The 25,979-nt window shown below is 67.8% G+C and carries 19 protein-coding genes and 1 riboswitch; of the genes, 9 read left to right on the top strand and 10 right to left on the bottom strand.

Going from position 1 to position 25,979, the window contains the following annotated elements; all coding sequences use genetic code 11:
* Positions 1-2,910, top strand: a complete 2,910-nt coding sequence (locus ACK4SG_RS01390; protein WP_409599074.1) for a S8 family serine peptidase — start codon at positions 1-3, stop codon at positions 2,908-2,910.
* Between the two features lie 54 nt (positions 2,911-2,964).
* Here the strand turns inward: ACK4SG_RS01390 and hflD are convergent, their stop codons facing one another.
* Genes hflD through ACK4SG_RS01370 form a run of 4 tightly spaced genes read right to left on the bottom strand, consistent with a single transcriptional unit; the run spans position 2,965 to position 5,613 of the window.
* On the bottom strand, positions 2,965-3,576 hold the full coding sequence (gene hflD, locus ACK4SG_RS01385; protein ID WP_409599073.1) for a high frequency lysogenization protein HflD: 612 nt from the start codon (positions 3,574-3,576) through the stop codon (positions 2,965-2,967).
* Complete coding sequence (mnmA, locus tag ACK4SG_RS01380) at positions 3,573-4,685, bottom strand: tRNA 2-thiouridine(34) synthase MnmA (protein ID WP_409599072.1); 1,113 nt, start codon at positions 4,683-4,685, stop codon at positions 3,573-3,575. Before mnmA ends, hflD begins: the two co-directional genes overlap by 4 nt.
* Entirely contained in the window at positions 4,682-5,146 is a 465-nt protein-coding gene (locus ACK4SG_RS01375; RefSeq protein WP_409599071.1) for an NUDIX hydrolase, read from the bottom strand. The genes mnmA and ACK4SG_RS01375 overlap by 4 nt, the downstream gene beginning before the upstream one ends.
* On the bottom strand, positions 5,146-5,613 hold the full coding sequence (locus tag ACK4SG_RS01370) for a hypothetical protein (protein ID WP_409599070.1): 468 nt from the start codon (positions 5,611-5,613) through the stop codon (positions 5,146-5,148). The genes ACK4SG_RS01375 and ACK4SG_RS01370 overlap by 1 nt, the downstream gene beginning before the upstream one ends.
* 83 nt (positions 5,614-5,696) lie before the next feature.
* Here ACK4SG_RS01370 and clpS point away from each other — a divergent pair, with 83 nt between their 5' ends.
* The 6 genes from clpS (at position 5,697) to ACK4SG_RS01340 (ending at position 13,660) form a co-directional block, all read left to right on the top strand.
* Complete coding sequence (clpS, locus tag ACK4SG_RS01365) at positions 5,697-6,026, top strand: ATP-dependent Clp protease adapter ClpS (RefSeq protein ID WP_409599069.1); 330 nt, start codon at positions 5,697-5,699, stop codon at positions 6,024-6,026.
* Positions 6,027-6,413: 387 nt separating this feature from the next.
* Positions 6,414-8,693 carry an ATP-dependent Clp protease ATP-binding subunit ClpA gene (gene clpA, locus ACK4SG_RS01360; RefSeq protein ID WP_409599068.1) on the top strand — a complete coding sequence of 760 codons (2,280 nt, stop codon included), beginning with the start codon at positions 6,414-6,416 and terminating at the stop codon, positions 8,691-8,693.
* 30 nt (positions 8,694-8,723) lie between these two features.
* The gene (locus tag ACK4SG_RS01355; protein WP_409599067.1) at positions 8,724-9,434 is read left to right on the top strand and encodes a 4'-phosphopantetheinyl transferase family protein; all 711 of its coding nucleotides are present in this window, start codon (positions 8,724-8,726) and stop codon (positions 9,432-9,434) included.
* 16 nt (positions 9,435-9,450) lie between these two features.
* A riboswitch (cobalamin riboswitch) is annotated at positions 9,451-9,690 on the top strand.
* Positions 9,691-9,871: 181 nt separating this feature from the next.
* Entirely contained in the window at positions 9,872-12,262 is a 2,391-nt protein-coding gene (locus tag ACK4SG_RS01350; RefSeq protein ID WP_409599066.1) for a ribonucleoside-diphosphate reductase subunit alpha, read from the top strand.
* Positions 12,259-13,278: a ribonucleotide-diphosphate reductase subunit beta gene (locus ACK4SG_RS01345; RefSeq protein WP_409599065.1), complete on the top strand. Its 1,020-nt coding sequence runs from the start codon at positions 12,259-12,261 to the stop codon at positions 13,276-13,278. Before ACK4SG_RS01350 ends, ACK4SG_RS01345 begins: the two co-directional genes overlap by 4 nt.
* Positions 13,268-13,660 (top strand): acyl-CoA thioesterase, encoded by a 393-nt coding sequence (locus tag ACK4SG_RS01340; RefSeq protein ID WP_409599064.1) that lies wholly within the window; start codon positions 13,268-13,270, stop codon positions 13,658-13,660. The genes ACK4SG_RS01345 and ACK4SG_RS01340 overlap by 11 nt, the downstream gene beginning before the upstream one ends.
* Positions 13,661-13,665: 5 nt before the next feature.
* On the opposite strand, the gene ACK4SG_RS01335 is transcribed toward ACK4SG_RS01340, so the two are convergent.
* The 3 genes from ACK4SG_RS01335 to ACK4SG_RS01325 all read right to left on the bottom strand — a co-directional run bounded on the left by ACK4SG_RS01335 (position 13,666) and on the right by ACK4SG_RS01325 (position 17,599).
* Complete coding sequence (locus ACK4SG_RS01335) at positions 13,666-13,854, bottom strand: oxidoreductase-like domain-containing protein (RefSeq protein WP_409599063.1); 189 nt, start codon at positions 13,852-13,854, stop codon at positions 13,666-13,668.
* Entirely contained in the window at positions 13,851-16,208 is a 2,358-nt protein-coding gene (locus tag ACK4SG_RS01330; RefSeq protein ID WP_409599062.1) for a Tex family protein, read from the bottom strand. The genes ACK4SG_RS01335 and ACK4SG_RS01330 overlap by 4 nt, the downstream gene beginning before the upstream one ends.
* 104 nt (positions 16,209-16,312) lie before the next feature.
* Entirely contained in the window at positions 16,313-17,599 is a 1,287-nt protein-coding gene (locus ACK4SG_RS01325; RefSeq protein ID WP_409599061.1) for an MFS transporter, read from the bottom strand.
* Between the two features lie 125 nt (positions 17,600-17,724).
* On the opposite strand from ACK4SG_RS01325, the gene ACK4SG_RS01320 reads away from it, so the two are divergent.
* The gene (locus ACK4SG_RS01320) at positions 17,725-19,668 is read left to right on the top strand and encodes a CocE/NonD family hydrolase (RefSeq protein ID WP_409599691.1); all 1,944 of its coding nucleotides are present in this window, start codon (positions 17,725-17,727) and stop codon (positions 19,666-19,668) included.
* Between the two features lie 16 nt (positions 19,669-19,684).
* Here ACK4SG_RS01320 and dinB read toward each other — a convergent pair whose 3' ends face one another.
* From dinB to ACK4SG_RS01305, 3 genes are read right to left on the bottom strand one after another with little or no spacing between them, the layout of a single operon-like run.
* The gene (dinB, locus tag ACK4SG_RS01315; RefSeq protein ID WP_409599060.1) at positions 19,685-20,773 is read right to left on the bottom strand and encodes a DNA polymerase IV; all 1,089 of its coding nucleotides are present in this window, start codon (positions 20,771-20,773) and stop codon (positions 19,685-19,687) included.
* 30 nt (positions 20,774-20,803) lie between these two features.
* A complete protein-coding gene (locus ACK4SG_RS01310) occupies positions 20,804-22,102 on the bottom strand; it encodes a hypothetical protein (protein ID WP_409599059.1) in 1,299 nt (432 codons plus the stop codon).
* 43 nt (positions 22,103-22,145) lie between these two features.
* Entirely contained in the window at positions 22,146-23,549 is a 1,404-nt protein-coding gene (locus ACK4SG_RS01305; protein ID WP_409599058.1) for a GntP family permease, read from the bottom strand.
* A gap of 155 nt (positions 23,550-23,704) precedes the next feature.
* On the opposite strand from ACK4SG_RS01305, the gene ACK4SG_RS01300 reads away from it, so the two are divergent.
* Positions 23,705-25,963: a TonB-dependent receptor gene (locus ACK4SG_RS01300; protein ID WP_409599057.1), complete on the top strand. Its 2,259-nt coding sequence runs from the start codon at positions 23,705-23,707 to the stop codon at positions 25,961-25,963.
* Positions 25,964-25,979: the final 16 nt, after the last annotated feature.

Raw genomic sequence — 25,979 nt, 5'->3', positions numbered from 1 at the left:
ATGGACAAGCCGTTCCCGATGCATCGCCCGCTGCCGCGGGTTTCGCTCCTCTTGCCCGGCGCCATCGCGCTTGCGCTCGCTGCGTGCGGCGGTGGAGGCGGCGGTGCCAACGTGCGGCCCACGCCACCGCCGCCGGCGCCCACCGGCCTGGGCTTCACGCCCAACGTCGCCAACGATGCGTCGCTGGAGGTCAATCCGCCGACGTTGCCCACATTGGCGGCCCCCCGCACGTTGCCGCAGTACAGCCAGCACCTGCAGCTGACCAATGCAGCGGGTGCACTGGGCGCGGGGCTCACCGGGCAGGGGGTGACGATCGGTTTCGTGGATACCGGCGCCAACCGCAACCATCCGGCGCTGTCCGGCCGGGTGGCGCGCAACTTCGTCCATGTCGATCCGGCGACCAACGACACCACCGTCGACGACAAGGTGGGCCACGGCACCGTGGTCGCGCAGATGGCGGCCGGCAAGGCCATCGGCAACTGGGGCGGCGGCGTGGCGCAGTCGGCCGGCATCGTGGCCTCGCGCATCATCAGCGATGCGCCGCCGGTGGACGATGGCTCCGGTGCGGGCAACGAGATCCAGGCGGGTCAGGGCTATGGCGATTTTTTCCAGGCCATCAACAAGGAACTGGCCGATGCTGGCGCCAAGATCATCAACAACTCCTGGGGCGGCCTGTACTGGAACGACCCGGCGCTGACGCTGGAGCTGGCCAATGCCTGGAAGGATTTCGTGGTCAATCGCGGTGGCATCGTGGTGTTCGCCAATGGCAACAGCGGCAATGACCCGCGCTACGCGGGCGAACCCTCCGACAATGCACGGCTGCCGACCCTGGCGGCCGATGCCCAGCTGGAAAAGGGCTGGCTGACGGTAGCGGCGCTGGATCCCGCCAATCCGACCCAGCTCACCGGCTATTCGCAGCAGTGCGGCAGCGCCATGAACTACTGCCTGGCCGCGCCCGGGAACGTGGTCTTCATCGATCCCAAGGCCAAGGTCGGCGATGCCAGCTACGCACTGTATTCGGGTGGCGGCACCTCCTACGCGGCGCCGCAGGTGGCCGGCGCCGCAGCGGTGGTGTGGGCGGCATTCCCGTATTTCAGCAACGACCAGGTGCGGCAGGCCATCCTGGGTGGCGCCAAGGACCTCGGTGCAGCGGGCGTCGATCCCGTGTTCGGCTGGGGCCTGCTGGACGTCACCAAGGCGGCGATGGGGCCGAGCAACTTCGCCTGGGGCGATTTCAGCGTGTCGTTCTCCGGCAATTCGGTGTGGCGCAACGAGATTGTCGGCAGCGGTGGCCTGGTGAAGGGCGGTAGCGGCACCCTGACGCTGGCCGAACCCGGCAGGTTCACCGGCGCGACCCGGGTCGAGGGCGGCGGCCTGGACATCCGCAAGGGGCTGCAGTCCGACCTGTCCATCGCCAACGGCGCCACGGTCTGGGCCAGTGGCGCGCTGGGCGGCAATGTCGCCAACAGCGGGCGTTTCCTGTCCGGTGCGTCCTCACCGGCCACCATCGCGGGCAACTTCAACCAGACCGCCAACGGCAATCTGGGCGTCTGGCTGGGTAGCGCGCTGCGGGTGTCCGGCGCGGCCGCGCTCAACGGCACGATCTCGATCCTGGGCGTGAAGAGCGGCTACACCACGTCGGCGAAGGAAACGCTGCTCAACGCCAGTGGCGGGATCAACGGCAGTTTCACTTCGCTGAAAGCGGCAACCAACGTCTTCCTGGATGCCTCGCTGGCCTACGACCCGAATAACGTCTTCCTCAACATCAACCGCATCGACGTCACCAAGGCGGTAGCGGGCATGGGGCTGCAAGGCATCAGCTTGGCCGCGGCGGTGCGGGTGGAATCGGCGATGCAGGCGATCGACGCCCAGCTGGGCGGGCTCGCGCCCGGCGGGATCGGCGCGACGTTCATCGACGCGGCGGGCGCGCTGCAGCAGTCCGGCAGCGCCGCCAACGCGGACGCCTCCCTGCGCAGTCTCGCCGGCGAGCTGCACGCCGCCTCGTCGGCGATGACGCTGGACGCCATCGATGCCGGGCGACGCACGCTGGCCCAACGGGTTGATGCCTTGGCCCTTGCCCCTGCACGGGCGGGCGGCTGGTACCGCGACCTGGCGGCCAGCGGCCAGCTGGCGCAGGCCGGCTACGACAGCATGGGCCTTGATGCCGTCGGCGAGATGGTGGGCAACGATTGGCGCATCGGGTCCTCGGCCGTGGTGGGCCTGGCGATGAACCGGCTCGACCAGTCCAGCTGGCTCGGCGCATCCGGCGACCACAGCCGCGGTCGCCAGCACGAGGCGCAGCTGTATCTGGCAGCGTGGCGTGGCCCCTGGCAGGTGCAGGCCCAATTGGCCGCCGGCGGCTTCCAGCGCCAGATGCAGCGAAACCTGTTGCTGGGTGGCCTGCGCGACACGGTGGCGACGCCGCTGTCCGGTAATTACGTCTCGGCGTTCGGCGAGGTGGGCCGGCGCATCGACCTGGGTGGATTCGCGCTGACCCCCTACCTTGGCGCGCAGTTTGTGCGCATCGCCAACGATGGCTTTGCGGAGAGTGGCGATACCGGCTTCGGCCTGCAGGCGAATGCATGGGACAGCCGCCGTTGGCAGGGGCTGGCCGGCCTGCGTGCGGATCGCGCCTGGCGGTTTGGGGCCTTGGACCTGCGCGCCGATGCGCGCGTGGAATGGCAGCAGTCCTTCGCGGCCAGCGGCGAACTGTTCAATGCCAGTTTCACCGGCCTGTCGCAGTGGGCGCCCCTGCAGGGCATCGGCCTGGCCGGGCGCAGCCAGTGGCTTGGTCTGGGGCTGTCGGCGGGCTTCGGGCGCGGTGCGCAGCTGCGCTTCGATGTCAGCCATCGCGCCAGCAGTGCCGGGCGCGGTGGCATGGCCTCGCTGTGGGGGAGCTACCGCTTCTGAGTCGCGGGTGGTCGCCGCCGCGCGCCCGTGGCGTCGCGGCGGTGACCCCGCGTACTAGGCCAGACGGGCATCGATGGCGGCGGCCATTTCGCGGCGGCGCAGGACGAAATCCCACAGACTGCCGCCCAGCTGGCGCCAGAGCACGGCCGACCGCAGTGCAGCCAGCAGCAGGGCGCGGATTTCCGCTACCACGCCGGCCTGGCCGAGGTAGTGCGGGTTGCCCTGCACCATGACCCGAGGCCGCAGCGTGCTGATCGTCTCCGCATACAGCCGCGCCAGCGCGGCGATCACGTCGGGATGGGCGCTGCCTTGGGCCTGCGCCTCGCCTGACAGTTGGCGCAGGCCGGCCTGCACTTTCGAGATGATGGCGTCGGCGCGGACGAACCGGCGCTCCAATTGCAGGACGGCCAGCGCCAGCCGGCCCAGCGCCTCGTCCTTGTTGCCATTGGCGAGGTAGTCGCGCAGATGGCGCAGGCCATCGCGGAGGGCGTCGGCGCCGCCATAGACGGCCGCAGTATCGGCGGCATCGATGCGGAACACGCTGTCCAGACAGACCTGCACCGGGCGCGACTCGGACTGGCCGGTGTCGGCGATGCGGCGCACCAGGGTCAGTGCCTGCACCATCCCGGCCAGCGCCAGCACGCGGTCGTCGATGGGATTGCTCATGTGGAATGGGTCTCGGGAACGGGTGCGTCGGTGGCCGCGATTACCGCGCCGCCGAGGCAGAGGTCACCATCGTAAAGCACCACCGATTGACCGGGCGTGACTGCCCGCTGCGGGCGCTCGAAGCGCACGGCAAGGGTGCCGTCGTCACGGACCTCGACCTGGCAAGGCTCGTCCGGCTGGCGGTAGCGGGTCTGCGCGGTGCAGGAGAAGCGCGTGGCGGGCGGACTGCCGGCGATCCAGTGCGCGGCCTCGCTGCGCAGCGTGCGCGACAGCAGCCACGGGCTGTCGTGGCCCTGGTCCACGTACAGGATGTTCCGCGCCACGTCCTTGGCGACCACGAACCACGGCGCTTGCGGACGCCCGCGTACGCCGCCGATCGCCAGTCCCTCGCGCTGCCCGAGGGTGAAATAGAACACGCCCGGATGCTTGCCGATGCGGACACCGTCGGGGGTCCGCATGTCGCCTTCCTTCGCCGGCAGGTACTGCGCGAGGAAACTGCGGAAATCGCGTTCGCCGATGAAGCAGATGCCGGTGGAATCCTTCTTCCCGGCCGTGCGCAGGCCGTGTTCGGCGGCGATCCGGCGTATCTCGTTCTTCTGCAGCTCGCCCAGCGGGAATCGGGTGGCGGCCAGCTGGGCTTGCCCCAGCTGGTGCAGGAAGTAGCTCTGGTCCTTGCCGCGATCGAGGGCGCGCAGCAGCCGGTACATGCCGCCTTGCGCATCGACGCGCGCATAGTGGCCGGTGGCGATCGCCTCGGCGCCCAGCTCGCGGGCGGCGTCGAGGAAATGCTTGAACTTGATCTCGCGGTTGCACAGCACGTCCGGGTTCGGCGTGCGGCCGGCCGCGTATTCGTCGAGGAAATGGCGGAACACGCCGTCCCAGTATTCCTTCGAAAAGTCGCGGAAACGGATCGGCAGGCCCAATGCGCCGCACACCGCCACCGCGTCGCGGCGGTCGTCCTCGGCGCGGCACTCGCCGGAGCCGTCCTCGGCCCAGTTCTGCATAAACAGGCCGGTGACGTCCCAGCCGGCATCGCGCAGCAGCAGGGCCGCGACCGACGAATCCACGCCGCCGGACATGCCGACGACGATGCGCGGGGCCGGGTTCATACGATCTGCCGCGCCAGCGACAGCGGGTGCCGGCTGCCGCCGAGATAGTCGGCCACGGCGCGCCAGACCAGCGGGCTGCGGTGGCGCGCAGCCTCGGCCTGCAGCGCCTCCGGCGTCAGCCACAGGGCGCGCACGATCCCTTCGTCGAGGGTGGCGCCGGCGATCTCGTCCAGCGGCTCGGCCGCGAACGCAAAACGCAGGTAATGCCGTTGTGTCTCCGGAGCCTTCCACTGGTAGGTGCCGATCAGATGGGTGATGCGGACGTTCCAGCCGGTCTCCTCACGGGTTTCGCGCAGGGCGGCGTCGACCAGGCTTTCGTCGGGCTCCAGGTGCCCGGCAGGCTGGTTGAGCACCAGCCGGCCGGCCACGCGTTCCTCGACGCACAGCAGGCGCCCGTCGCGGACCACGACCGTGGCCACGGTCACGTCCGGCTGCCAGAAGCGCCCTTCGCGATAGCTCATCAGAACGCGTCCTTGTCCCCGGACAGCTCGATTTCCTTGTCGTCCGCGTTTTGTGCGGCGATCTCGATGGCGGCCTCCAGCTGGGTCGCGTCGACGGTGTCCGGCAGTTTGATGACGAAGTACAGGACATCGTCTGCGACTTCCCACGCGCCGATTTTCATCGACCGGCTTTCTTCGAGGAGTGCGAGCGCCTGCTTGGCTATTCCGTCTTCTTCCACGCGGCCCACAGGTGAGAACACTTCCCGCACCTGGAAGCCCTTTACCGATTGGGTGGCGCCCGAGACGAAGACCAGTTGCGTGCGTTTCTCCGCTTTGTAGGAAATCAGGATCTTGTAGTCGCCATCATCGTCGATCTCGTATTTCACTCCGCGCGCCTCGAGCCTGGATTTGACCGAAGCATCACTGGCGTGGGCGGACGACGCGGCGAGAGGGAGCAGGCAGGCAAGGGCAAATATTGGCAGACGCATGGGGGCTCCGGAGTTGGGCGTGCAATGTCTGCCAAGAGGGGATCCGCGCCGCCGGCAGGGAAGGGCGCCCGTATAATTTGCACATGCCGACCGAGCCCGACAAGCCGCAGCGTGAACCCGACCACGGCACCGTGGTTGCCCCGGATCGCCCGGAGCTGGCCCGACCGCCGCTGTACACGGTGATGCTGCTGAATGACGACTACACCCCGATGGACTTCGTGGTGGACGTGCTGATGCAGTTCTTCAGCATGTCGCTGGAGAAGGCCACCCAGGTCATGCTGCACGTGCACACCCGCGGGCGCGGGGTGTGCGGGGTCTACACCCGCGAGATCGCCGAGACCAAGGTGGCGCAGGTGAACGAATACGCCCGCATGCACCAGCACCCCCTCCTGTGCACCATGGAGCGGGCCTGAAGGGCGCCCCGGGCGGGACTTTCCAGGACATGTCCGCCATGTCGATGCCGGCGCCTGTCCGGATTCGGATGTTGCCAGGAATCTCCGAACACTTCGGAGACTGCCTCGGCCATGGAGGGTCAATCACGCATCGATCGCGCAAGCGATTGATTTATGGGCCGAGCCCGGGCAGGTGCCGGGCGCGGCGTGGGCTGACTACGCCAGGATGGCCTTGTTCGGATCTTCGCTGAATCAATCGCTTGCACGATTGTTCCGCGGGCCGGCCAACCTTGGACGGTGGTCGCCCCAATGGGGCCGGAGCTTCCTGAACCCGCGTCCGGCGGGGGGCTTGCCCCGCGCCGGATTGCGCCTTACATAGAGGGAGACGTTCCCCCAAGGCGCAGCATCATGTTCAGCAAGGATCTCGAGCAAACCATCGGCCAGTGCTACAAGCGCACCCGCGAGGCGCGCTTCGAGTTCATGACGGTCGAACACCTGCTGCTGGCGCTGCTGGACAATCCGTCCGCCGAAGCCGTGCTGCGCGCCGTGGGCGCCGATATCCCGCGGCTGCGCGATGAATTGGAGAATGCGATCGAAGTCTCGGTCAGCCGCTTCGCCGACGACGACGGGCGCGACACCCAGCCCACGCTGGGCTTCCAGCGCGTGCTGCAGCGCGCGGTCTACCACGTGCAATCCTCCGGCAAGAAGGAGGTCACCGGCGCCAACGTGCTGGTGGCGATCTTCGGCGAGAAGGACTCGCACGCCGTGTACTTCCTCAACCAGCAGGACGTGCACCGGCTGGACGTGGTGAATTACCTGAGCCACGGCATCGCCCGCCAGGACGACGAGGCGGGCGCGCAGCCACAGGAGGGCGAGGGCAAGGCCGAGGGGGGCGAAGGCGAGTCCAAGGCCGATCCGCTCACCGAGTTCGCGGCGAACCTCAATGCGCTGGCCGCTGCCGGCAAGATCGACCCGCTGGTGGGCCGCGCGGACGAGATCGAGCGCACCATCCAGGTGCTGTGCCGCCGCCGCAAGAACAACCCGCTGTACGTGGGCGAGGCCGGCGTGGGCAAGACCGCGCTGGCGGAAGGGCTGGCCAAGCGCATCGTCGACGGCGAGGTGCCGGCGGTGCTGCAGGAAGCGGTAATCTATTCGCTGGATCTTGGCGCGCTGGTGGCCGGTACCAAGTACCGCGGTGATTTCGAGAAGCGCCTGAAGGGCGTGCTGGCGTCGCTGAAGAAGCAGCCCAACGCGATCCTGTTCATCGACGAAATCCACACCATCATCGGCGCCGGCTCGGCCAGCGGCGGCACCATGGACGCGTCCAACCTGATCAAGCCGGTATTGGCCAATGGCGAGCTGCGCTGCATTGGCTCGACTACCTTCCAGGAATACCGCGGCGTGTTCGAGAAGGACCGCGCGCTGGCGCGGCGTTTCCAGAAGATCGACGTGGTGGAGCCCACCGTGGGCGAAGCAGTGGAGATCCTCAAGGGGCTGAAGCCGAAGTACGAGGCGCACCACGACGTGGCCTATGCCGACGAGGCGATCCGCGCCGCGGTGGATCTGTCGGTGAAGCACATCGGCGACCGCCTGCTGCCGGACAAGGCCATCGACGTGATCGACGAGGCCGGCGCCCGCCAACGCCTGCAGCCGCCGGAGGCGCGCAAGCATCTGATCGACGTGGAGGAGATCGAGACCATCGTCGCGAAGATGGCGCGCATCCCGGCCAAGCAGGTCAGCGCCTCCGACAAGGATGTGCTGCAGCACCTGGAGCGCAACCTGAAGATGGTGATCTTCGGGCAGGACCCGGCCATCGAGACGCTGGCCAGCGCGATCAAGCTGGCGCGTTCCGGGCTGGGCAACCCCGACAAGCCGATCGGCAACTTCCTGTTCGCCGGCCCCACCGGCGTGGGCAAGACCGAGGTCACCCGCCAGCTGGCCCTGCAGCTGGGCATCGAGCTGATCCGCTTCGACATGAGCGAATACATGGAGCCGCATTCGGTGAGCCGCCTGATCGGCGCGCCTCCGGGCTACGTCGGTTTCGACCAGGGTGGCCTGCTGACCGAAAAAATCGTCAAGACGCCGCACTGCGTGCTGTTGCTGGACGAGATCGAGAAGGCCCACCCGGACATCTTCAACATCCTGCTGCAGGTCATGGACCGCGGCGCGCTGACCGACACCAACGGGCGCGAGGCCAATTTCCGCAACGTGATCCTGGTGATGACCACCAACGCGGGCGCCACCCAGGCGGCGCGGCGCAGCATCGGCTTTACCAGGCAGGACCACAGCCCGGACGCGATGGAGGCGATCCGTCGCGGTTTCACGCCCGAGTTCCGCAATCGGCTGGACGCGGTGGTGCAGTTCCAGCCGCTGGGCTTCGAGCACATCCTGCGCGTGGTGGACAAGTTCCTCATCGAGCTGGAAACCCTGTTGCACGAGAAGAAAGTCTCGCTCTCGGCCACCGCGGCCGCGCGCGAATGGCTGGGTCAACAGGGCTTCGACCCGCTCATGGGGGCGCGCCCAATGGCGCGGCTGATCCAGGACAAGGTGAAGCGCCCGCTGGCCGACGAGCTGCTGTTCGGCAAGCTGGTGGATGGCGGCCGGGTAGTGCTGGATGCCGTCGAAGGCGAGCTGGTGCTGGACGTGCAGGCCGAACCCGAGAAGCTGCTGCCGGCGATGGTGGATTGACGTGCGCAAGCAGGTGCGGCGGTCGCCCGCATGAGCGGTGTCGCGCGCTTGCACCTGCTGCCCCTCGCGTCGGCCGCCGCCGCCGCGGAGGCACGCGGGTTGGACTGGCTGAGCGAGACGGAGCGGCATCGTTTCCAGACGATCGCTGCCCCCGAGCGCCGCGCCAGCTTCCTTGCCGGACACTGGCAAGCACGCTGGCTGGCGGCGCAATGGCTGCAGCTGGACGTGCAGCGGATTGCGCTGGATGCGCAGGCCAATGGCCGCCCGCTGCTGCGCGTTGATGGGGAAGTCGCGCCGCTGCATGTGTCGTTGAGCCACAGCGGCGACTGGCTGGCGCTGGCGCTGGCCGATGCGCCGGTGGGGGTCGACGTGGAGCTGCCGCGGCGCGAGCGCGACTGGGAGGCACTGGCCCGATTTGTCTTCTCGCGTGAAGAGCAGCAGCGCGTGCGTGACGCGGCCGGTTCTGCCCGCGCCGCGGTGTTCCATACCCTGTGGGCCCTCAAGGAGGCGCACGGCAAGCGCAAGGGCGTGGGCTTGCAGCCGCGGGCTGCCCGCGCGGTTGCAGCACGCCCCGCCGCCGAGGGCGGTCGCGCCGAGGCGCTGGCCTGGGCGTTTGGCAAGGGGGCGTTGGCCCTGGCGATGGCGCCGGGAACCCGCCTGCAGGATCCGGGGGATGCCCTGGGCACGCCGACCTGCTGGTGCTATGCGGACACCGCCGCCGGGGCGATAGATCGGGATTGACCCCGCGGGGAAGCCCCATTATCTTGGGGGCGTCGGTTCCGTCAGGCACAACCTGTCGGATGAAAAGGGAAGCCGGTGCGGCGCGCGTTGTTTCAAAATGGCGCGCCAATCCCGGCACTGCCCCGCAGCGGTAGGTGGAGACGAAGTCGCGATTCGCACTGGGGCGGTGGCCCTGGGAAGCGGCGACCGAGGCGGTCGGGCCCCTGGCCCGCCACATCCACGAGTCCGAAGACCTGCCGACAGCCGCGCGAAGCACGCCGCGCGGTGCCGGCCGCGGAATCTCCGGGGGGAGATGGCAGGTAGCAGCAGGGTCGCACCGCACGAAGCCGTGCCGGTCGCAGGCCGTGCGACACCGCCCGTCCACCCTGTGGTTTCCGATGCCATCCGCGCCTGCGAGGGACAGGCCCGGGCCCGTGCATCACGCAGGGAGACCACTGATGCCACCTTCCACCCGCCTGTCGGCCGACGCGCCGGCCGCTCCGCCGTTCGATCTCGCGCCGCCCCCCACTGCGACCGCGATGGGTGTCACCAAACGCAACGGTGCCCGCGAGCCGGTTGACCTCAACAAGATCGTGCGTGCCATCCAGCGCTGCTGCGAGGGCCTGCACGCGGTCGATCCGATGCGCGTGGCCACCCGCACCATTTCCGGCCTGTACGACGGCGCCACCACGCAGGAACTGGACGAGCTGTCGATCCGCACCGCCGCCCTGCTGATCGGCGAGGAACCGGAATACGGCCGGCTGGCCGCGCGCCTGCTGGCGAACACCATTGCCAAGGAAGTGGCCGGACAGGAGATCCACGCGTTCTCGCAGTCGGTCGCGCGCGGCCATGAAGTCGGCCTGATCAACGACCGTCTGCTGGCCTTCGTGCAGGCCCATGCGCGCAAGCTCAACGATGCCATCGACCCGGCGCTGGACCGGAACTTCGACTACTTCGGCCTGCGCACCTTGTACGACCGCTATCTGCTGCGCCACCCGCACACCCGCAAGGTTATCGAGACGCCGCAGCAGTTCTTCCTGCGCATTGCCAGCGCACTCTCCGAGGACGTGCCGGAGGCGCTGGCGCTGTACCAGCGGTTGGGCAGCCTGGACTATTTGCCGTCCAGCCCCACGCTGTTCAATGCCGGCACCCGCCACGAGCAACTGTCGTCCTGCTTCCTGCTGGATTCGCCCCAGGATTCGCTGGAATCCATCTACGCCAGATACGGTGAGATCGCCCAGCTGTCCAAGTTCAGCGGCGGGATCGGCGTCAGCTACAGCCGCGTGCGTTCGCGCGGTTCGCTGATCCGTTCCACCAACGGCCATTCCAACGGCATCATCCCCTGGCTGAAAACGCTGGACTCTTCGGTGGCGGCGGTGAACCAGGGCGGCAAGCGCAAAGGCGCGGCCTGTGTGTATCTGGAGACCTGGCATGCCGACATCGAGGACTTCCTCGAGCTGCGCGACAACACCGGCGACGAGGCGCGCCGCACCCACAATCTCAATCTCGCCAACTGGGTGCCCGACCTGTTCATGAAGCGCGTCGAGGCAGACCAGGACTGGTCACTGTTTGATCCGGCAAAGGTGCCGGAGCTGGTCGATCTTTACGGCGAGGATTTCGAGCGCGCGTACGTGCAGGCGGAGGCGCAGGGCAAAGCGGTGCGGACGGTCCCGGCGCGCAAGCTCTATGCGCGGATGATGCGTACGCTGGCCGAGACCGGCAACGGCTGGATGACCTTCAAGGACAAGTGCAACCGCGCCAGCAACCAGACCTTGCGTGCCGGCAACGTCGTCCACCTGTCCAATCTGTGCACCGAAATCCTGGAAGTCACCAGCGCCGAGGAAACCGCGGTATGCAATCTCGGCTCGATCAACCTTGCCAACCATCTTGACGATGACGGCGAGTTCGATTTCGAAAAGCTCGCCGAAACAGTCCGCCTGGCGGTGCGCCAGCTTGACCGGGTGATCGACCTGAACTTCTACCCGATTGAACCGGCGCGTCGCGGCAACCTGCGCTGGCGCCCGGTGGGCCTGGGCTGCATGGGCCTGCAGGATGTGTTCTTCCGCAAGCGCCTGCCATTCGACTCGGAGCCTGCGCGCGCACTCTCGAGCCGGATTGCGGAGGCCATCTATTTCCATGCTTTGGAAACCTCCTGCGAGCTGGCCATTGAACATGGCCCGCACGTCGCATTTGCCGATACCCGTGCCTCGCTCGGCGAGCTTCAGTTCGATGCCTGGGGCGTGGTGCCGGAGCATCAGGAGCGCTGGGAGGCGCTGCGCGCGCGCATCCGCCAGCACGGCCTGCGCAATTCACTGCTGGTCGCCATCGCCCCCACCGCCACCATCGCCTCGATCGCCGGCTGCTATGAGTGCGTGGAGCCGCAGGTTTCCAACCTGTTCAAGCGCGAGACCCTCTCCGGCGATTTCCTACAGGTCAATCGCTACCTGGTCGCCGAATTGAAGCAGCTGGGCCTGTGGACCCCGGAGATGCGCGATGCGATCAAGCTGGCCGACGGCTCGATCCAGGCCCTTGCGCAAATCCCGGAGCCCTTGCGCCAGGTCTATCGCACGGTATGGGAGCTGCCGATGCGCAGCCTGATCGAGATGGCCGCCGACCGCGGCGCGTTCATCGACCAGTCCGCATCGCTCAACCTGTTCATGGAAAGCCCCACCATCGGCGCGTTGTCGTCCATGTACATGTACGCATGGAAGCAAGGCATCAAGACCTGCTACTACCTGCGCTCTCGACCTGCAACAAAAATCGCCAAGACCACGGTGGCCAGTTACACGCCGACGCAGGCGGTAGCCTGCTCGCTGGAAAACCCGGAAACCTGCGAGGCCTGCCAATGAGCGCCTCCGGCCCCGCCATGCTGCTTGATCCCGGCTTCGCCCTGACCCTGCGGCCGATGCGCTATCCGCAGTTCTACGAGATGTACCGCAACGCCATCCGCAATACCTGGACGGTGGACGAGATCAACTTCCAGATCGACATCGCGGACCTCCACCAGAAGCTTTCTCCCGCCGACCGTCACCTGATCCACCGGCTGGTGGCGTTTTTCGCCACCGGCGATTCGATAGTGTCCAACAATCTGGTGCTGAACCTGTACCAGCACCTAAACGCGCCGGAAGCCCGCATGTACCTGTCGCGCCAGCTTTATGAAGAGGCGCTGCACGTGCAGTTCTACCTGACCCTGCTGGACAATTACCTGCCTGACCCGGACGAGCGCTTCCGCGCCTTCGCGGCGGTGGAAAATATCCCCTCGATCAAGAAGAAGGCGGATTTCTGCTTCAAGTGGATCGATTCGATCCACGGCCTGAGACGGCTGGAAACCCTCGCACAGCGGCGGCAGTTCCTGCTCAACCAGATCTGCTTTGCCGCCTGCATCGAAGGCCTGTTCTTCTTTGCCGCCTTCGCCTACGTCTATTACTTCCGGTCTCGCGGGCTGCTGCCGGGGCTGTCGTCCGGCACCAACTGGGTGTTCCGCGACGAAAGCTGCCACATGGAGTTCGCCTTCGAGTGCGTGCGCACCATTCTGTCCGAAGAGCCCGGGTTGTTCGATGCCGATTTGCAGTCGCAGGTGCGGGAGATGCTGGCAGAAGCGATTGAATGCGAGCTGCAGTTCGCTGAGGACGTGCTGGCTGGTGGCGTGGCCGGTATTTCCACCCGCGACATGCGGCAATACCTGCAGCACTGCGCGGATGCCCATTTCGACAAGCTGGGCATGGCGCGCCAGTACCACGTGCGCAACCCGCTGCCTTTCATGGAGCTGCAGGACGTGCAGGAGCTGACCAACTTCTTCGAGCGGCGGGTATCGGCGTATCAGGTGGGCGTGCAGGGTGAGGTGGCGTTCGATCATGCCTTCTGACCTGACGCGACCCATCGAGGCGCGCTTGCAGGAGATCGTGTTTCCGGATCACGCCAACCACCTGGGCACGCTGTTCGGTGGCCAGGCGTTGGCGTGGATGGACAAGGCGGCGTTCATTGCGGCGTCACGCTATGCCAGGCGCACGGTGGTGACGGCGCGCTCGGAACAGGTGGACTTCCGCCTGCCGATCCGGCAGGGCCAGTCAGTGGAGGTGGTGGCGCGGATCGTCGGGGTCGGGCGCAGCTCGATGCAGGTGGAAGTGGAGCTGATCGCCGAGGACCTGCTGGGGGGCGAGCGTGAGCTGTGCACGCGTGGGCGCTTCACCATGATCGCGCTGGATGGCCGCGGACGGCCCACGCCGGTGCCGCCGCTGCCGGGCTGAGCAGGTCAGTCGTCAGCGTCTGGGTGGCGCTGCTTCCACGCCGCCAGCGCCTGCCGGTAATACGCCAGCTCTTCGGCATAGATGTCCAGCACGCAGCGCTCGCAGCCGCTCTCGCAGCATTCGCCCGGCAGCGGCGGTGTGGGCGGCTGCGGGCGCGGGTCGGGCGGTGTGTCGGGCGGTGTTGCCGCGGTCATCGCTTGAGACCCCGCAAGGCATCGGCGAGTGCGCTGTTGAAGGGCGCCTTCGCCGGCTGCGCCTGCTGTATCGACGGGCGCGGGTCGCGCGCGGCTTGGCCGTCGCGGCGCGGGCGATCATCGCGCCGCACATCGGGGCGGGCTTCGCCCACCGGATCATCCAGGCGGCGGGTCAGGGCGATGCGCTTGCGTGCGACGTCCACCTCCAGCACCTTCACTTTGACGATGTCGCCCGCTTTGACCACGTCGCGCGGGTCTTTGACGTAGCGGTCGGACAGGGCGGAAATATGGATCAGCCCGTCCTGGTGCACGCCGATGTCCACGAAGGCGCCGAACGCGGCGACGTTGCTGACCACGCCCTCCAGCACCATGCCGGGGCGCAGGTCCTTGATGTCCTCCACGCCGTCGGCAAACTGCGCGGCCTTGAACTCCGGGCGTGGGTCGCGGCCGGGTTTCTCCAGCTCTTTGAGGATGTCGCGCACGGTGGGTTCGCCGAAGCGCGCGTCGGTGAACTGCGCGGCCTTGAGCGAACGCAGGAACGCGGTGTCGCCGATGATCTGCTTCACCGACTTGCCGCCGGCTGCCAGGATGCGCTCGACCACGGGGTAGGCCTCGGGATGCACCGCCGAGGCGTCCAGCGGCTGTTCGCCGTCCATGATGCGCAGGAAGCCGGCGCACTGTTCAAAGGTTTTCTCACCCAGCCGCGGCACCTTGAGCAGTGCCTTGCGGGTGCTGAACGGGCCGTGCTGGTCGCGGTAGGCGACGATGTTCTCCGCCACCGTCGCGGACAGGCCGGACACGCGCGCCAGCAGGGCGCTGGAAGCGGTGTTGACATCCACGCCGACGGCGTTCACGCAGTCCTCCACCTTGGCGTCCAGTGCGCGCGCAAGGCGGTACTGGTCCACGTCATGCTGGTACTGGCCCACGCCAATGGCTTTCGGCTCGATCTTCACCAGTTCCGCCAGCGGGTCCTGCAGGCGGCGGGCGATGGAGACGGCGCCGCGCAGCGACACGTCCAGGGTGGGGAACTCCTTTGCCGCCAGTTCCGAGGCCGAGTACACCGACGCGCCGGCTTCGCTGACCACGATCTTCTGCGCCTTCAGTTCCGGCACCTGTTTCAGCAGGTCGCCGGCCAGCTTGTCGGTCTCGCGCGAGGCGGTGCCGTTGCCGATGGCGATCAATTGCACGCCGTGGGCAAGGCAGAGTTTTTTCAGCGTCGCCAGCGATTGATCCCACTGCCGGCGCGGTTCATGCGGATAGAGGGTATCGGTGGCCACCAGCTTGCCGGTGGCATCCACCACCGCCACCTTCACGCCGGTACGCAGGCCGGGATCGAGGCCCAGCACTGCCTTCGGGCCGGCCGGCGCGGCCAGCAGCAGGTCCTTGAGGTTGTCGCCGAACACGGCGATAGCCTCGCCCTCGGCCTTCTCGCGCGCCTGGTTGAACAGATCCAGCAGCAGGTGCATGTGGATCTTCGCGCGCCAGGCCAGCCGCACCGCGTTGCGCAGCCAGGTGTCCGCGGGGCGGCCGCGTGACTCGATGCCGGCATGCAGGGCGATGCGCCCTTCCGCGTACTGGTGGCCCGCCTCGGCATCCGCGCCGGGGTCGAGGTCCAGCTGCAGGCACTCTTCGCGCCGGCCGCGCAGCAGCGCCAGCATGCGGTGCGAGGGAATCTTCGCCAGCGGCTCGGCATGGTCGAAGTAGTCGCGGAATTTCTCGCCCGCCGCTTCCTTGCCTTCCACCACTTTCGAGCGAATCAGGCCCTCGCGCGCCAGCCACTCGCGCAGCTCGCCCAGCAATGCGGCGTCTTCGCCCCAGCGTTCGATCAGGATGGCGCGCGCGCCTTCCAGCGCGGCCTTGGCATCGGCCACGCCCTTGTCGGCATCGACGAAGCCGGCGGCGAACTCCTCCGGCACCCGCGTCGGGTCGGCCAGCAGGCCGTCGGCCAGCGGCTCCAGCCCGGCTTCGCGGGCGATCTGGGCGCGGGTGCGGCGCTTCTGCTTGTACGGCAGGTAGAGGTCTTCGAGGCGCGACTTGCTGTCGGCGGCCTCGATTTCGGCGCGCAGTGCGTCGGTCAGCTTGCCTTGCTCTTCGATGCTGGACAGGATCGCGGCGCGGCGGTCCTCCATCTCGCGCAGGTAGGTCAGGCGCGTTTCCAGCGTGCGCAGCTGGGTATCGTCCAGCCCGCCGGTCACTTCCTTGCGGTAGCGCGCGATGAACGGGACGGTGGCGCCTTCGTCCAGCAGGCCGACGGCCGCCTGCACCTGCTGCGGCTGCGCGCCGATGTCATCGGCGATGGTGGCGGCGATTTTCTGCGCAAGGCTGCGGGCGAGGGCGGGAGAGGACGGGGTCATCAACAGACGGCTTCACGCGATCACGGAAACCGCATTGTCGCCCTGTCGTCGCGTCGGCAACAGCTTGACAACGTCGCAGTGGCTACTGTGGTCTGCGCAGGGACTCAGTGCATGGAGCTGCAGCGGTCGCGCCATTCCACCCACGCACCCAGCGTCACGCCCAGCATGGCGACGCCGGCGATGTAGTGCGCGGGCGCGGCCGGGTTGTTTTTCATCGCCAGGCTCAGCAGTACCGGGGTCAGCCCACCGGCGATGGCATAAGCGACGTTGTAGGAAAACGACAACCCCGAAAACCGGACCCGGGCCGGGAATCCACCCAGCGCGATCGCCGGAATCATGGCGGTCAGCCCTACTGCGCTGCCGGCGATCGCGTAGTGCCACGGCGAATACGCGCCGGCCTGCGCCTCGCCGTAGAACCACCAGAACGCGATGCCCAGCAGCAGGCTCCACAGGGCAAGCAATCGGCCGGCGCCGAAGCGGTCGGCCAGCGCGCCTGCCATGAGGTTCGCCATCATCGCCGCCAGCACCGCCAGCGCATTGCCGGCCAGCGCGGCGTCGCGGCTGACCCCCATGCCCTGCAGGAAGGTGGGCATCATCAGAATCGTGACCACCACCGCAGCGGTCAGCAGCCAGGTCAGCAGCATGCCCAGCGCGACCGCGCCGGGATAGTCGCGCACCACCGCTTTCAGCGGCAGCTCCGCTGACAGCGCGCGTTGCTGTTGCAGTTCGGCGAACACCGGGGTTTCCTGCAGCTGGCGGCGTAGCCGCATCGCCAGCAGGCCGAACACGCCCCCGATCAGGAACGGCAGGCGCCACCCCCAAGCCATCAGCTGCGCCTCGTCCAGCATTGCATTGAGTGCGCGCGCCACCAGCGACCCCAGCAGGATGCCGGCCAGCAGGCCCAGCGACAGCGAGCCGCAGGCGAGGTTGCGGTGGCGCGGTGAGACGTGTTCGCTGACGAACACCCACGCCCCCGGCGCTTCGCCGCCGATCGCTGCGCCCTGCAGGATCCGCAGCAGCAACAGCAGCAGCGGCGCCGCGACCCCGATCTGGGCGTAGGTCGGCAGCAGGCCCATCAGCAGGGTGGGCAACGCCATCAGCAGGATGCTCAGCAGGAACATCCGCTTGCGGCCCGACAGGTCGCCGAAATGGGCCATCAGCACGCCGCCCAGCGGTCGGGCCAGGTAGCCTGCGGCGAAGATGCCGAAGGTCTGCACCAAGCGCATCCATTCGGGCATGTCGGCGGGGAAGAACAGCGCGCCCATCGTGGTGGCAAAGAACACGAACACCACGAAATCGTAGAACTCCAGCGCGCCGCCCAGCGAGGCCAGGGCCAGAGTCTTGGCCTGCTGGCGGGACAGGCCGGGCGCGGACGGGGAGCGGGCAGTCATCCGCCCAGAATATGCCAAGCCGCGCCGGCGGCGAAGTGCGGACGGGCACGCAGACCCGCGCCCGCCGCCGTGCCAGACTCCGGCGCTGGTCCGACGGGAGGCACGCGATGCGCAGGCAGAAGGCAATGGGGAGGGCGGCATTGGCGGGGGTGGTGGTGCTGGCTCTGGGCATGGCGGGGAGTGCTGCCGCGCAGCGGGCACCGGCGGTGACGGCGATGACGCCCGACATCACCGGCAAGGCGTTCAAGGCGCCCGAGCCGCAGCGCGATTTCACCAAGCGCGTGGTGATGATCCCGATGCGCGACGGGGTGAAGCTCTACACCGTCATCATGATCCCGAAGGGCGCCCACGACGCCCCGATCCTGCTGACCCGCACGCCTTACAACGCGGCTGCGCGGGCGGAGCGCATCCCCAACGCCACCCGCATGGTCGATGCGCTGCCGCAGGGCGATAGCGTGTTCGCCGAGGACGGCTACATCCGCGTGTTCCAGGATGTGCGCGGCAAGTACGGCTCCGAAGGCGACTACGTGATGACGCGGCCGCCGCGCGGGCCGCTGAACGCGACCGGCATCGATCACGCCACCGATGCCTGGGACACCATCGACTGGCTGGTGAAGCATCTGCCGGAAAGCAACGGCCGCGTCGGCATGCTGGGCTCGTCGTACGAGGGCCTGACCGTGGTGATGGCGCTGCTGGACCCGCACCCGGCGCTGAAGGTGGCGGCGCCGGAAAGCCCGATGGTGGACGGCTGGATCGGCGACGACTGGTTCCAGAACGGCGCCTACCGGCAGGTCAACCTGGGCTATTTCGCTGGCCAGATGACGGCGCGGGGCAAAGGCGCCCAGATCCCGCGCGATACCAATGACGATTACACCAGCTTCCTGCGCGCCGGCTCGGTGGGCGCGTATGCCAAGGCGGCCGGGCTGGAGCAGATCCCGGCCTGGCACAAGGTCAGCCAGCATCCGGCCTACGACGCGTTCTGGCAGCAGCAGGCACTGGACAAGCTGCTGGCGAAGCTGCCCGCGATCACCGTGCCCACCATGTGGGAGCAGGGGTTGTGGGACCAGGAGGACATGTATGGCGCCCACCACGCTTGGGCGGCACTGGAGCCGAAGGACACCGACAACACCCGCAACTTCCTGGTGATGGGGCCGTGGCGGCACAGCCAGGCCAATTACGACGGCAGCAGCCTGGGCGACCTGCGCTTCGACGGCGACACCGCCCTGCAGTGGCGGCGCGACGTGCTCAAGCCGTTCTTCGACCAGTACCTCAAGCCCGGTGCGCCGGTGGCCAAGACGCCGCCGGTGCTGGTCTACGACGCGGGCAGCAACCGCTGGGACCGCTACGAGCGCTGGCCGCAGAGCTGTGCAGGGGGCTGCCCCCACGCGTCCGTGCCGCTGTACCTGCGCGGTGACGAGACCCTCGGCGCGACGCCCGCGGCCGGCGGGCCCCGGTACGCCGAGTACGTGTCCGATCCCGCCAAGCCGGTGCCGTTCGTGCCGCGCCCGGTGGACATGGGCGACCGCGCGACGTGGACAACCTGGCTGGTGAAGGATCAACGCTTTGTTGACGGCCGCACCGACGTGTTGACCTATACCAGCGCGCCGCTGTCCGCGCCGCTGTCGCTGGCGGGCATCCCGGTCGCGCATCTGTTCGCATCCACCTCGGGCAGCGACAGCGACTGGGTGGTGAAGCTGATCGACGTCTATCCCGACCAGTACCCGGACGACCCGAAGATGGCCGGTTACCAGCTGCCGATCGCGCTCACCATCTTCCGCGGCCGCTACCGCGAGGGCTTTGACAAACCGCAGGCGCTGCAGGCCGATGCGCCGCTGGCCTACACCTTCGACCTGCCCAACGTGAACCATGTGCTGAAGCCTGGCCACCGCCTAATGGTGCAGGTGCAGTCCAGCCTGTTCCCGCTGTACGACCGCAACCCGCAGGCCTTCGTCGACAACATCTTCTTCGCCCAGCCTGGCGATTACCGCAAGGCAACCCAGCGGATCTGGGCGACGCCGCAGCAGGCCAGCTACATCAGCTTGCCGGTGGTGGCGGGCACGCTGCCCTGACGGCGCCCCGCCGCGTTCAGGCGAACAGGTCGTCCTGGGCGCGGCTGCCGTCGGGTTCGGCGAAGCCGGTCAGACCCACGCCGGCCAGCCGATAGCGGGTGTCGCCGGGCAGGCCGACGCGGGCCCGCAGCGCGCAGGCGGTATCGGCCAGCGCCTGCTCCGAGGTCGGCGGCTCCGCCGCGGTCAGGCTGCGGGTGAGGGTGCGGAAGTCGGCGGTCTTGAGCTTGAGCACAACGGTGCGGGCCACCCGGTCCGGGTGCTGCGCGCGCTCGCGCAGGTAGCCGGCCCAAGTGCTGGCCGCCAGCCGGCGGATGTGTGGCCCCAGCGCATCCAGCGGCAGGTCGCTGGCGAAGGTGTCCTCGCTGGAAATCTGCACGGTCGGGCGCCCGGTCTGCACCTCGCGCTCGTCGATGCCCAGCGACAGCTCGTGCAGGCGCCGGCCCCAGCGGCCAAAACGCGCTTCCAGCGGCACGGCACCGAACGCGCGCAGGTCGGCGCAGGTGACGATGCCCAATTCGGCCAGCTTCGCCTCCATCACTTTGCCGACGCCGGGAATCCTGCCGACCGGCAACATGGCGACGAACGCATCCACCATCGCCGGCTTGAGCACGAACTGGCCGTCCGGCTTGTTCCAGTCGCTGGCGATCTTGGCCAGGAACTTGTTGGGCGCGATGCCGGCAGAGGCGGTGAGGTGCGTCTCTTCGCGGATCGCGTCGCGGATCTCGGTGGCGATGGCGGTGGCACTGCCCAGGTCGCGCTTCGGTGCGGTGACGTCGAGGTAGGCCTCGTCCAGCGACAGCGGCTCGATGCGGTCGGTGTAGCGCTCGAAGATCGCGCGCACCTGCCGCGACACCGCCTTGTAGCGCGGAAAGTCGGGCGGCACGAACACCGCCTGCGGGCACAAGCGCTCGGCGCGCAGCGCGGGCATGGCCGAGCGCACTCCGAACCGGCGCGCCTCGTAGCTGGCGGCGCAAACCACCGAGCGCGCCCCCTTCCACGCCACCACCACGGGCTGCCCCTGCAGCGTGGGGTCGTCGCGCTGCTCCACCGACGCGTAGAACGCGTCCATGTCGACGTGGATGATCTTGCGTTGCCGGGCGCTCACCCGCCGATTTTATGCCGCTGCCCGCCCTGCTCAGCGCCAGAAGGGAATGGCGTCGTAACCGGGGTCCGGGTTGTCCTGTTTTTCCGGCAGGTCACTGCGGACGGGGCGGCCGACGCGAAGCTCGTGCCGTCCCGGCGACAGGCCGCGCAGGTCGATCATCGCCACCAGCGCGGGCCTGTCGGCGCGTGCGTCGCTGCCTGCATCGTAGGCCAGTTGTCCCAGCTGTCTGCCATCCAGTGACACCGGATGCAGTGCCGCCAGGCAGGCCAGGCGGGCCTGGGCCTGCGCCTGCCTCGGCAGCGCGTCGGCATGCGGGCAACTGGCCCGCATCGCCGCCTCGTCGCGGCGCGGCTGGTAAGGCACCACCAGCTTGAGGTAGGGCGTGGTGACTACTGCACTTTGGATGTAGGGATGGGCGCCATCGCGCAGCGGATCGCGCTGGTCATCATAGTGCGCGCCATCCACGTCAGCGGTCAGCGCGTCCGCCCGCGGAAACATCCCGTAGCTGCCCAAACGTTCCGGCGAGGCCAGCATCACCAGACTGACCGCCACGCTGCCCAGCGCGAGCATCATCAGGCCTGTCGTCATCAGCATGGTCTTGCGGTCACCGTCGTGGCTGGCCAGTAGCGCCATCACAGGATTGCTGCCACGGGAAAACCCGATCCGTGCGTAGGCATCCAGCACGCGATGCAGGAGGCGTTGCCCGCGGCCGCCCTCCCGCATGCGCGTGGTGAATTTCTGGTCGATCAGCACGGCCGCCACGTAGGGCAGCATGATCACGGTGAACAGCACGGCCAGCCAGCCCGGCACGCCCATGATGCCGGTGGTCGACTTCAGCAACAGTGCGACCACGAATGCGGCCGCAGCGGCCACCGCGATCGCGATCATCATCTGCGCCATCATCACCCCGATGGCGAAAACGACGGATGCGCGGTGATCGGCACGTTCGATGGATTCGGGGAGTGGGCGGCTCCGGGCGATCTCGATGCGGCGCATGATCGGGCCTGATTTCAGCTTGTCCCAGCGGATGCCGTCCGGATGCACGGCATGCATGCCGGATAGCGCGATCCAGCGGGCGCGCAGCAACAGATGCAGGACGAAAGTGATCGCCAGGATCATCGCAGCGCCTTTTGCATAGACGTAGGTCAAGACGGCCAGCTGCCGCCAATTGCCATCCAGGCGGGGCTCCAGCGTGAGCAGGGCATCGTCCAGCTGGCCCGGCAGCTGCAGCATGGCAAACACCGCCACGCCGGAGATCAGCAGCTCGACTTCCCAGGTGGGCGTGGTGCGGCGCGACAGCTGGCGCGGGTCTTCGATGGGTTCGTTCATGGCCGCCGATGGTGCGGGCGGCGCGGCGCGCTGGCAAGCCCGGTCAGACCAGCCCGAACGCGTAGTACAGGCCGATCACCACGAACACCGCCAGCGTCTTGACGCAGGTGATGGCGAAAATGTCCTTGTAGGCCTGCCGGTGGGTCAGGCCGGTGACTGCCAGCAGGGTGATCACCGCGCCGTTGTGCGGCAGCGTGTCCATGCCCCCGGAGGCCATGGCGGCGACGCGGTGCAGGACCTCCATCGGGATGCCGGCGGCATTCGCATTCGCGATGAAGGTTTCGGCCATCGCCGCCAGGGCAATGCTCATGCCGCCGGACGCGCTGCCGGTGATGCCGGCCAGCGCGGTGACCGTCACGGCTTCGTTGACCAGTGGGTTCGGGATCGCACGCAGCGCATTGGCGACCACCAGGAAGCCGGGCAGCGCCGCGATGACGGCACCGAACCCATATTCCGATGCGGTGTTCATGCCCGCCAGCAGTGCACCCGAAATGGCCGACTTGCTGCCCTCCGCGAAGCTGGCCTTGACCGCCTTCCAGGCGAACAGCAGCACGCAGGCGATGCCGGCCAGCAGGGCGCCTTCCACCGCCCAGATCGCCGCGACCTTCGAGACCTCCTGCACCACCGGCGCGGGGTTGCCGATCACTGCCGGCACGAAACTGGCGCTCTCGCCGTAGTGCAGCGGGATCCACAGGGTCAGCAGCTTGTTCACCACGCCCACCACCAGCAGCGGCAGGACGGCGATTACCGGGTTGGCAAGCTTGCCGCCGGCGAACGGCGCAGGCTCGTTGACCAGCGCAGCCGCGTCCCCGTAGCCTTCGCCATTGCGTGCAGCCACCCGGCGCCGCCAGTCGAGGTACAGCAGGCCGGCGGCCAGGATGAAGACACCGCCCAGCGTCCCCAGCACTGGCGCCGCCCAGGTGTTGGTACCGAAGAACGTGGTGGGGATGATGTTCTGGATCTGCGGCGTGCCCGGCAGCGCGTCCATGGTGAAGGTGAACGCGCCCAGCGCAATGGTGCCGGGGATCAGCCGCTTGGGGATGTCGCTCTGGCGGAACAGTTCGGCGGCGAACGGATACACCGCGAACACCACCACGAACAGCGAGACGCCCCCGTAAGTCAGCAGCGCGCAGACCAGCACGATGGAGAGCATGGCGCGCTGCGCGCCCACCACCCGGATCGCGGCCTGCACGATCGCCTTGGAAAACCCGGACAGTTCGATCACCTTGCCGAACACCGCGCCCAGCAGGAACACGGGGAAGTACAGCTTCAGGAAACCGACCATCTTGTCCATGAACAGGCCGGTGAACATCGGCGCGACCTGCGAGGGGTCGGTCAGCAGTACCGCCCCCAGTGCGGCCACCGGCGCGAACAGGATGACGCTGTAGCCGCGGTAGGCCACCAGCATCAGGAAGCACAGCGCGGCCAACACGATCAGAAACGACATGCCCATTCCCGGCGATGGTTGCAGGGCTGCGAGTGTCCGGGCCCGGGGCGGGGCGGCCCATTGTCCGAACGTCCAATGCCGCCGCGCGGCCAGGGCGATTACCGTGCCGGGCATTGGTGGTAATCGTGCCGCCCGCAGCACCCGGAGGGGGACAGATGAAACGCAAGCAATTGAGCATGGTGATCCACGGCACGCTGGCCGTGTCGCTGCTGGTCGGCGCCGGCCAGGCCGCCGCGCAGGAGGCCCCCAAGGCCGCGAAGGGCGAGCAGGAGGCGAAGACCCTGGACACCGTGAAGGTGACCGCACGCCGTCGAGCGGAATCCATCCAGGACGTGCCGGTGGCGGTGTCCGCTTTCGGCGAGAGCGACCTCAAGGACATGCAGGCCACCGGCATCGACGGCCTGCAGGGTTCGGTGCCGAACGCGAACATCGTGCAGGGCCGCGGCTCGGCCAACAGCGTGAACGCCTTCATCCGCGGCATCGGCCAGCCGGATGCGCTGCAGACCTTCGACCCGGGCGTGGGCCTGTACGTCGATGACGTCTACTACTCGCGCATCAACGGTGCGCTGTTCTCGCTGTTCGATGTGTCGCAGGTGGAAGTGCTGCGCGGCCCGCAGGGGACGCTGTACGGCAAGAACTCGACCGGCGGCGCGATCAAGGTCAGCACCAAGAACCCGTTCGATCACGAGGGCGGTGCCGCCGAGCTGACGTTCGGCGACTACGGCCGCCGCGAGGGCAGCTTCTATTACAGCGGCAAGCTCAGCGACACCTTCGCCGCCAGCATCGCCGGCGCCAAGATCACCAACGACGGCTACGTGAAGAATCGCGCCGGCGGTCACAACTTCAACGACGACGACACCGAGGCGCTGCGCGCCAAGCTGGCGTTCAGGCCCTCTGATGCCTTCAGCGCCACGCTCTCGATCGATCACACCAAGCAGGACGCCGCGCTGACCATGGGCCGGCCGATGGCCCCGCTCCTCCAGACCAGCCTGTTCCCGGCCGGCGTCAAGGTGCTGCAGCCGGGCGAGACGGGGAACTGGAACCACTCGGCCGAGACCTCGTTCTCGCCGGACAAGGGCCAGACGCTGAAGCATGACGGTGCCTCGCTGGCCATGGACTGGGACATCAATGCACAGTGGCGGCTCAAGAGCATCACCGCCTACCGGATGCTGAAGACCCATTCCTACATCGATATCGATGCTTCGAAGTACCAGCTGGGCGACGTGCTGGTGGCGCTGGACCAGAACCAGAAGAGCCAGGAATTCCAGCTGCATTACGACAATGGCAGCACCCTGCACCTCACCTTTGGCGCGTACTGGCTGCGCGAACACGTGACCTCCTACCAGGAGGCTTATGCGAATGATCTGTTCTCCTATCTCGGCAGCGGCGTGAACTTCCTGCGCACCATCGAGGACGACCTGACCACCACCAGCACCGCCGCGTTCGCGCACGCCAACTGGGAGTTCGCGCCCACCTGGACGTTGGCTGCCGGCGTGCGTTGGACCAAGGACACCAAGGACTACGAGCGTTCCACCAGCACATTCTGGGGCGCGCCGTTCACCGGCCTGAATGGCACCGTGCCGTTCCCGCGCCGCTCGGCCTCGTGGACCGCGGTCACGCCGTCGGTCAGCCTGCAGAAGAAGTTCAGCGACGGCCTGATGGGGTACATCTCGGCCAACCGCGGCTACAAGTCCGGTGGTTTCAACGGCCGCGCCAACACGCCCTACGACGTGCTCAACGCCAAGTACGACCCCGAGTTTGTGTGGACTTACGAAGCCGGCCTGAAGGCGCAGTCCGCCGACGGCCGCCAGCGTGGCGGGATCACCGCGTTCGTGAGCGACTACAAGGACTTCCAAGCGCGCGTGTCGCAGGACGTCGGTACCTTCCCGGTGCTCAACGCAGCCGCCCTGGACATCAAGGGCATCGAGCTGGAGGGCAGCACCCTGGTGGGCAATGCCACCACGATCATCGCGCAGTTCAGCTGGCTGGATGCCAAGTACAAGCGCTTCGACGACTTCCGCCTGGACCCCGGCTACCCGGGTTACGACCTCAATGTGAACCATGACCATGTGCCGTTCTCGCCGAGGGTGACCGCCCGCGTTGCGGTGCAGCAAGGCTTCGGCCTGGCCAATGGCTCGCGCCTGACGATCGGCGGCGACCTGTCCTACCGCGGCACCACCTGGCTGTCGGTCGATAACCGCGACGTGCTGAAGCAGGATTACTACAGCGTGGTCGGTGTCTACGGCGTCTGGGATTCGCCGCAATACACCTGGCAGGTGCGTGCCGGTATCCGCAACCTGACCGACGAGAGCTACATGATCGATGGTCAGGAATTTTCCAGTGTCGCCAATATCCAGACCGCCTACTACGGCCTGCCGCGCAACATGTATCTGTCAGTGCGCTACAACTTCTGACCCGGCAGCCCTCCGG

The sequence above is a fragment of the Thermomonas sp. genome (assembly GCF_046293095.1).
GTDB lineage: Bacteria > Pseudomonadota > Gammaproteobacteria > Xanthomonadales > Xanthomonadaceae > Thermomonas.
The sequence above is the reverse complement of the archived record's forward strand: the minus strand, read 5'-3'. Positions and strand labels throughout refer to the sequence as shown.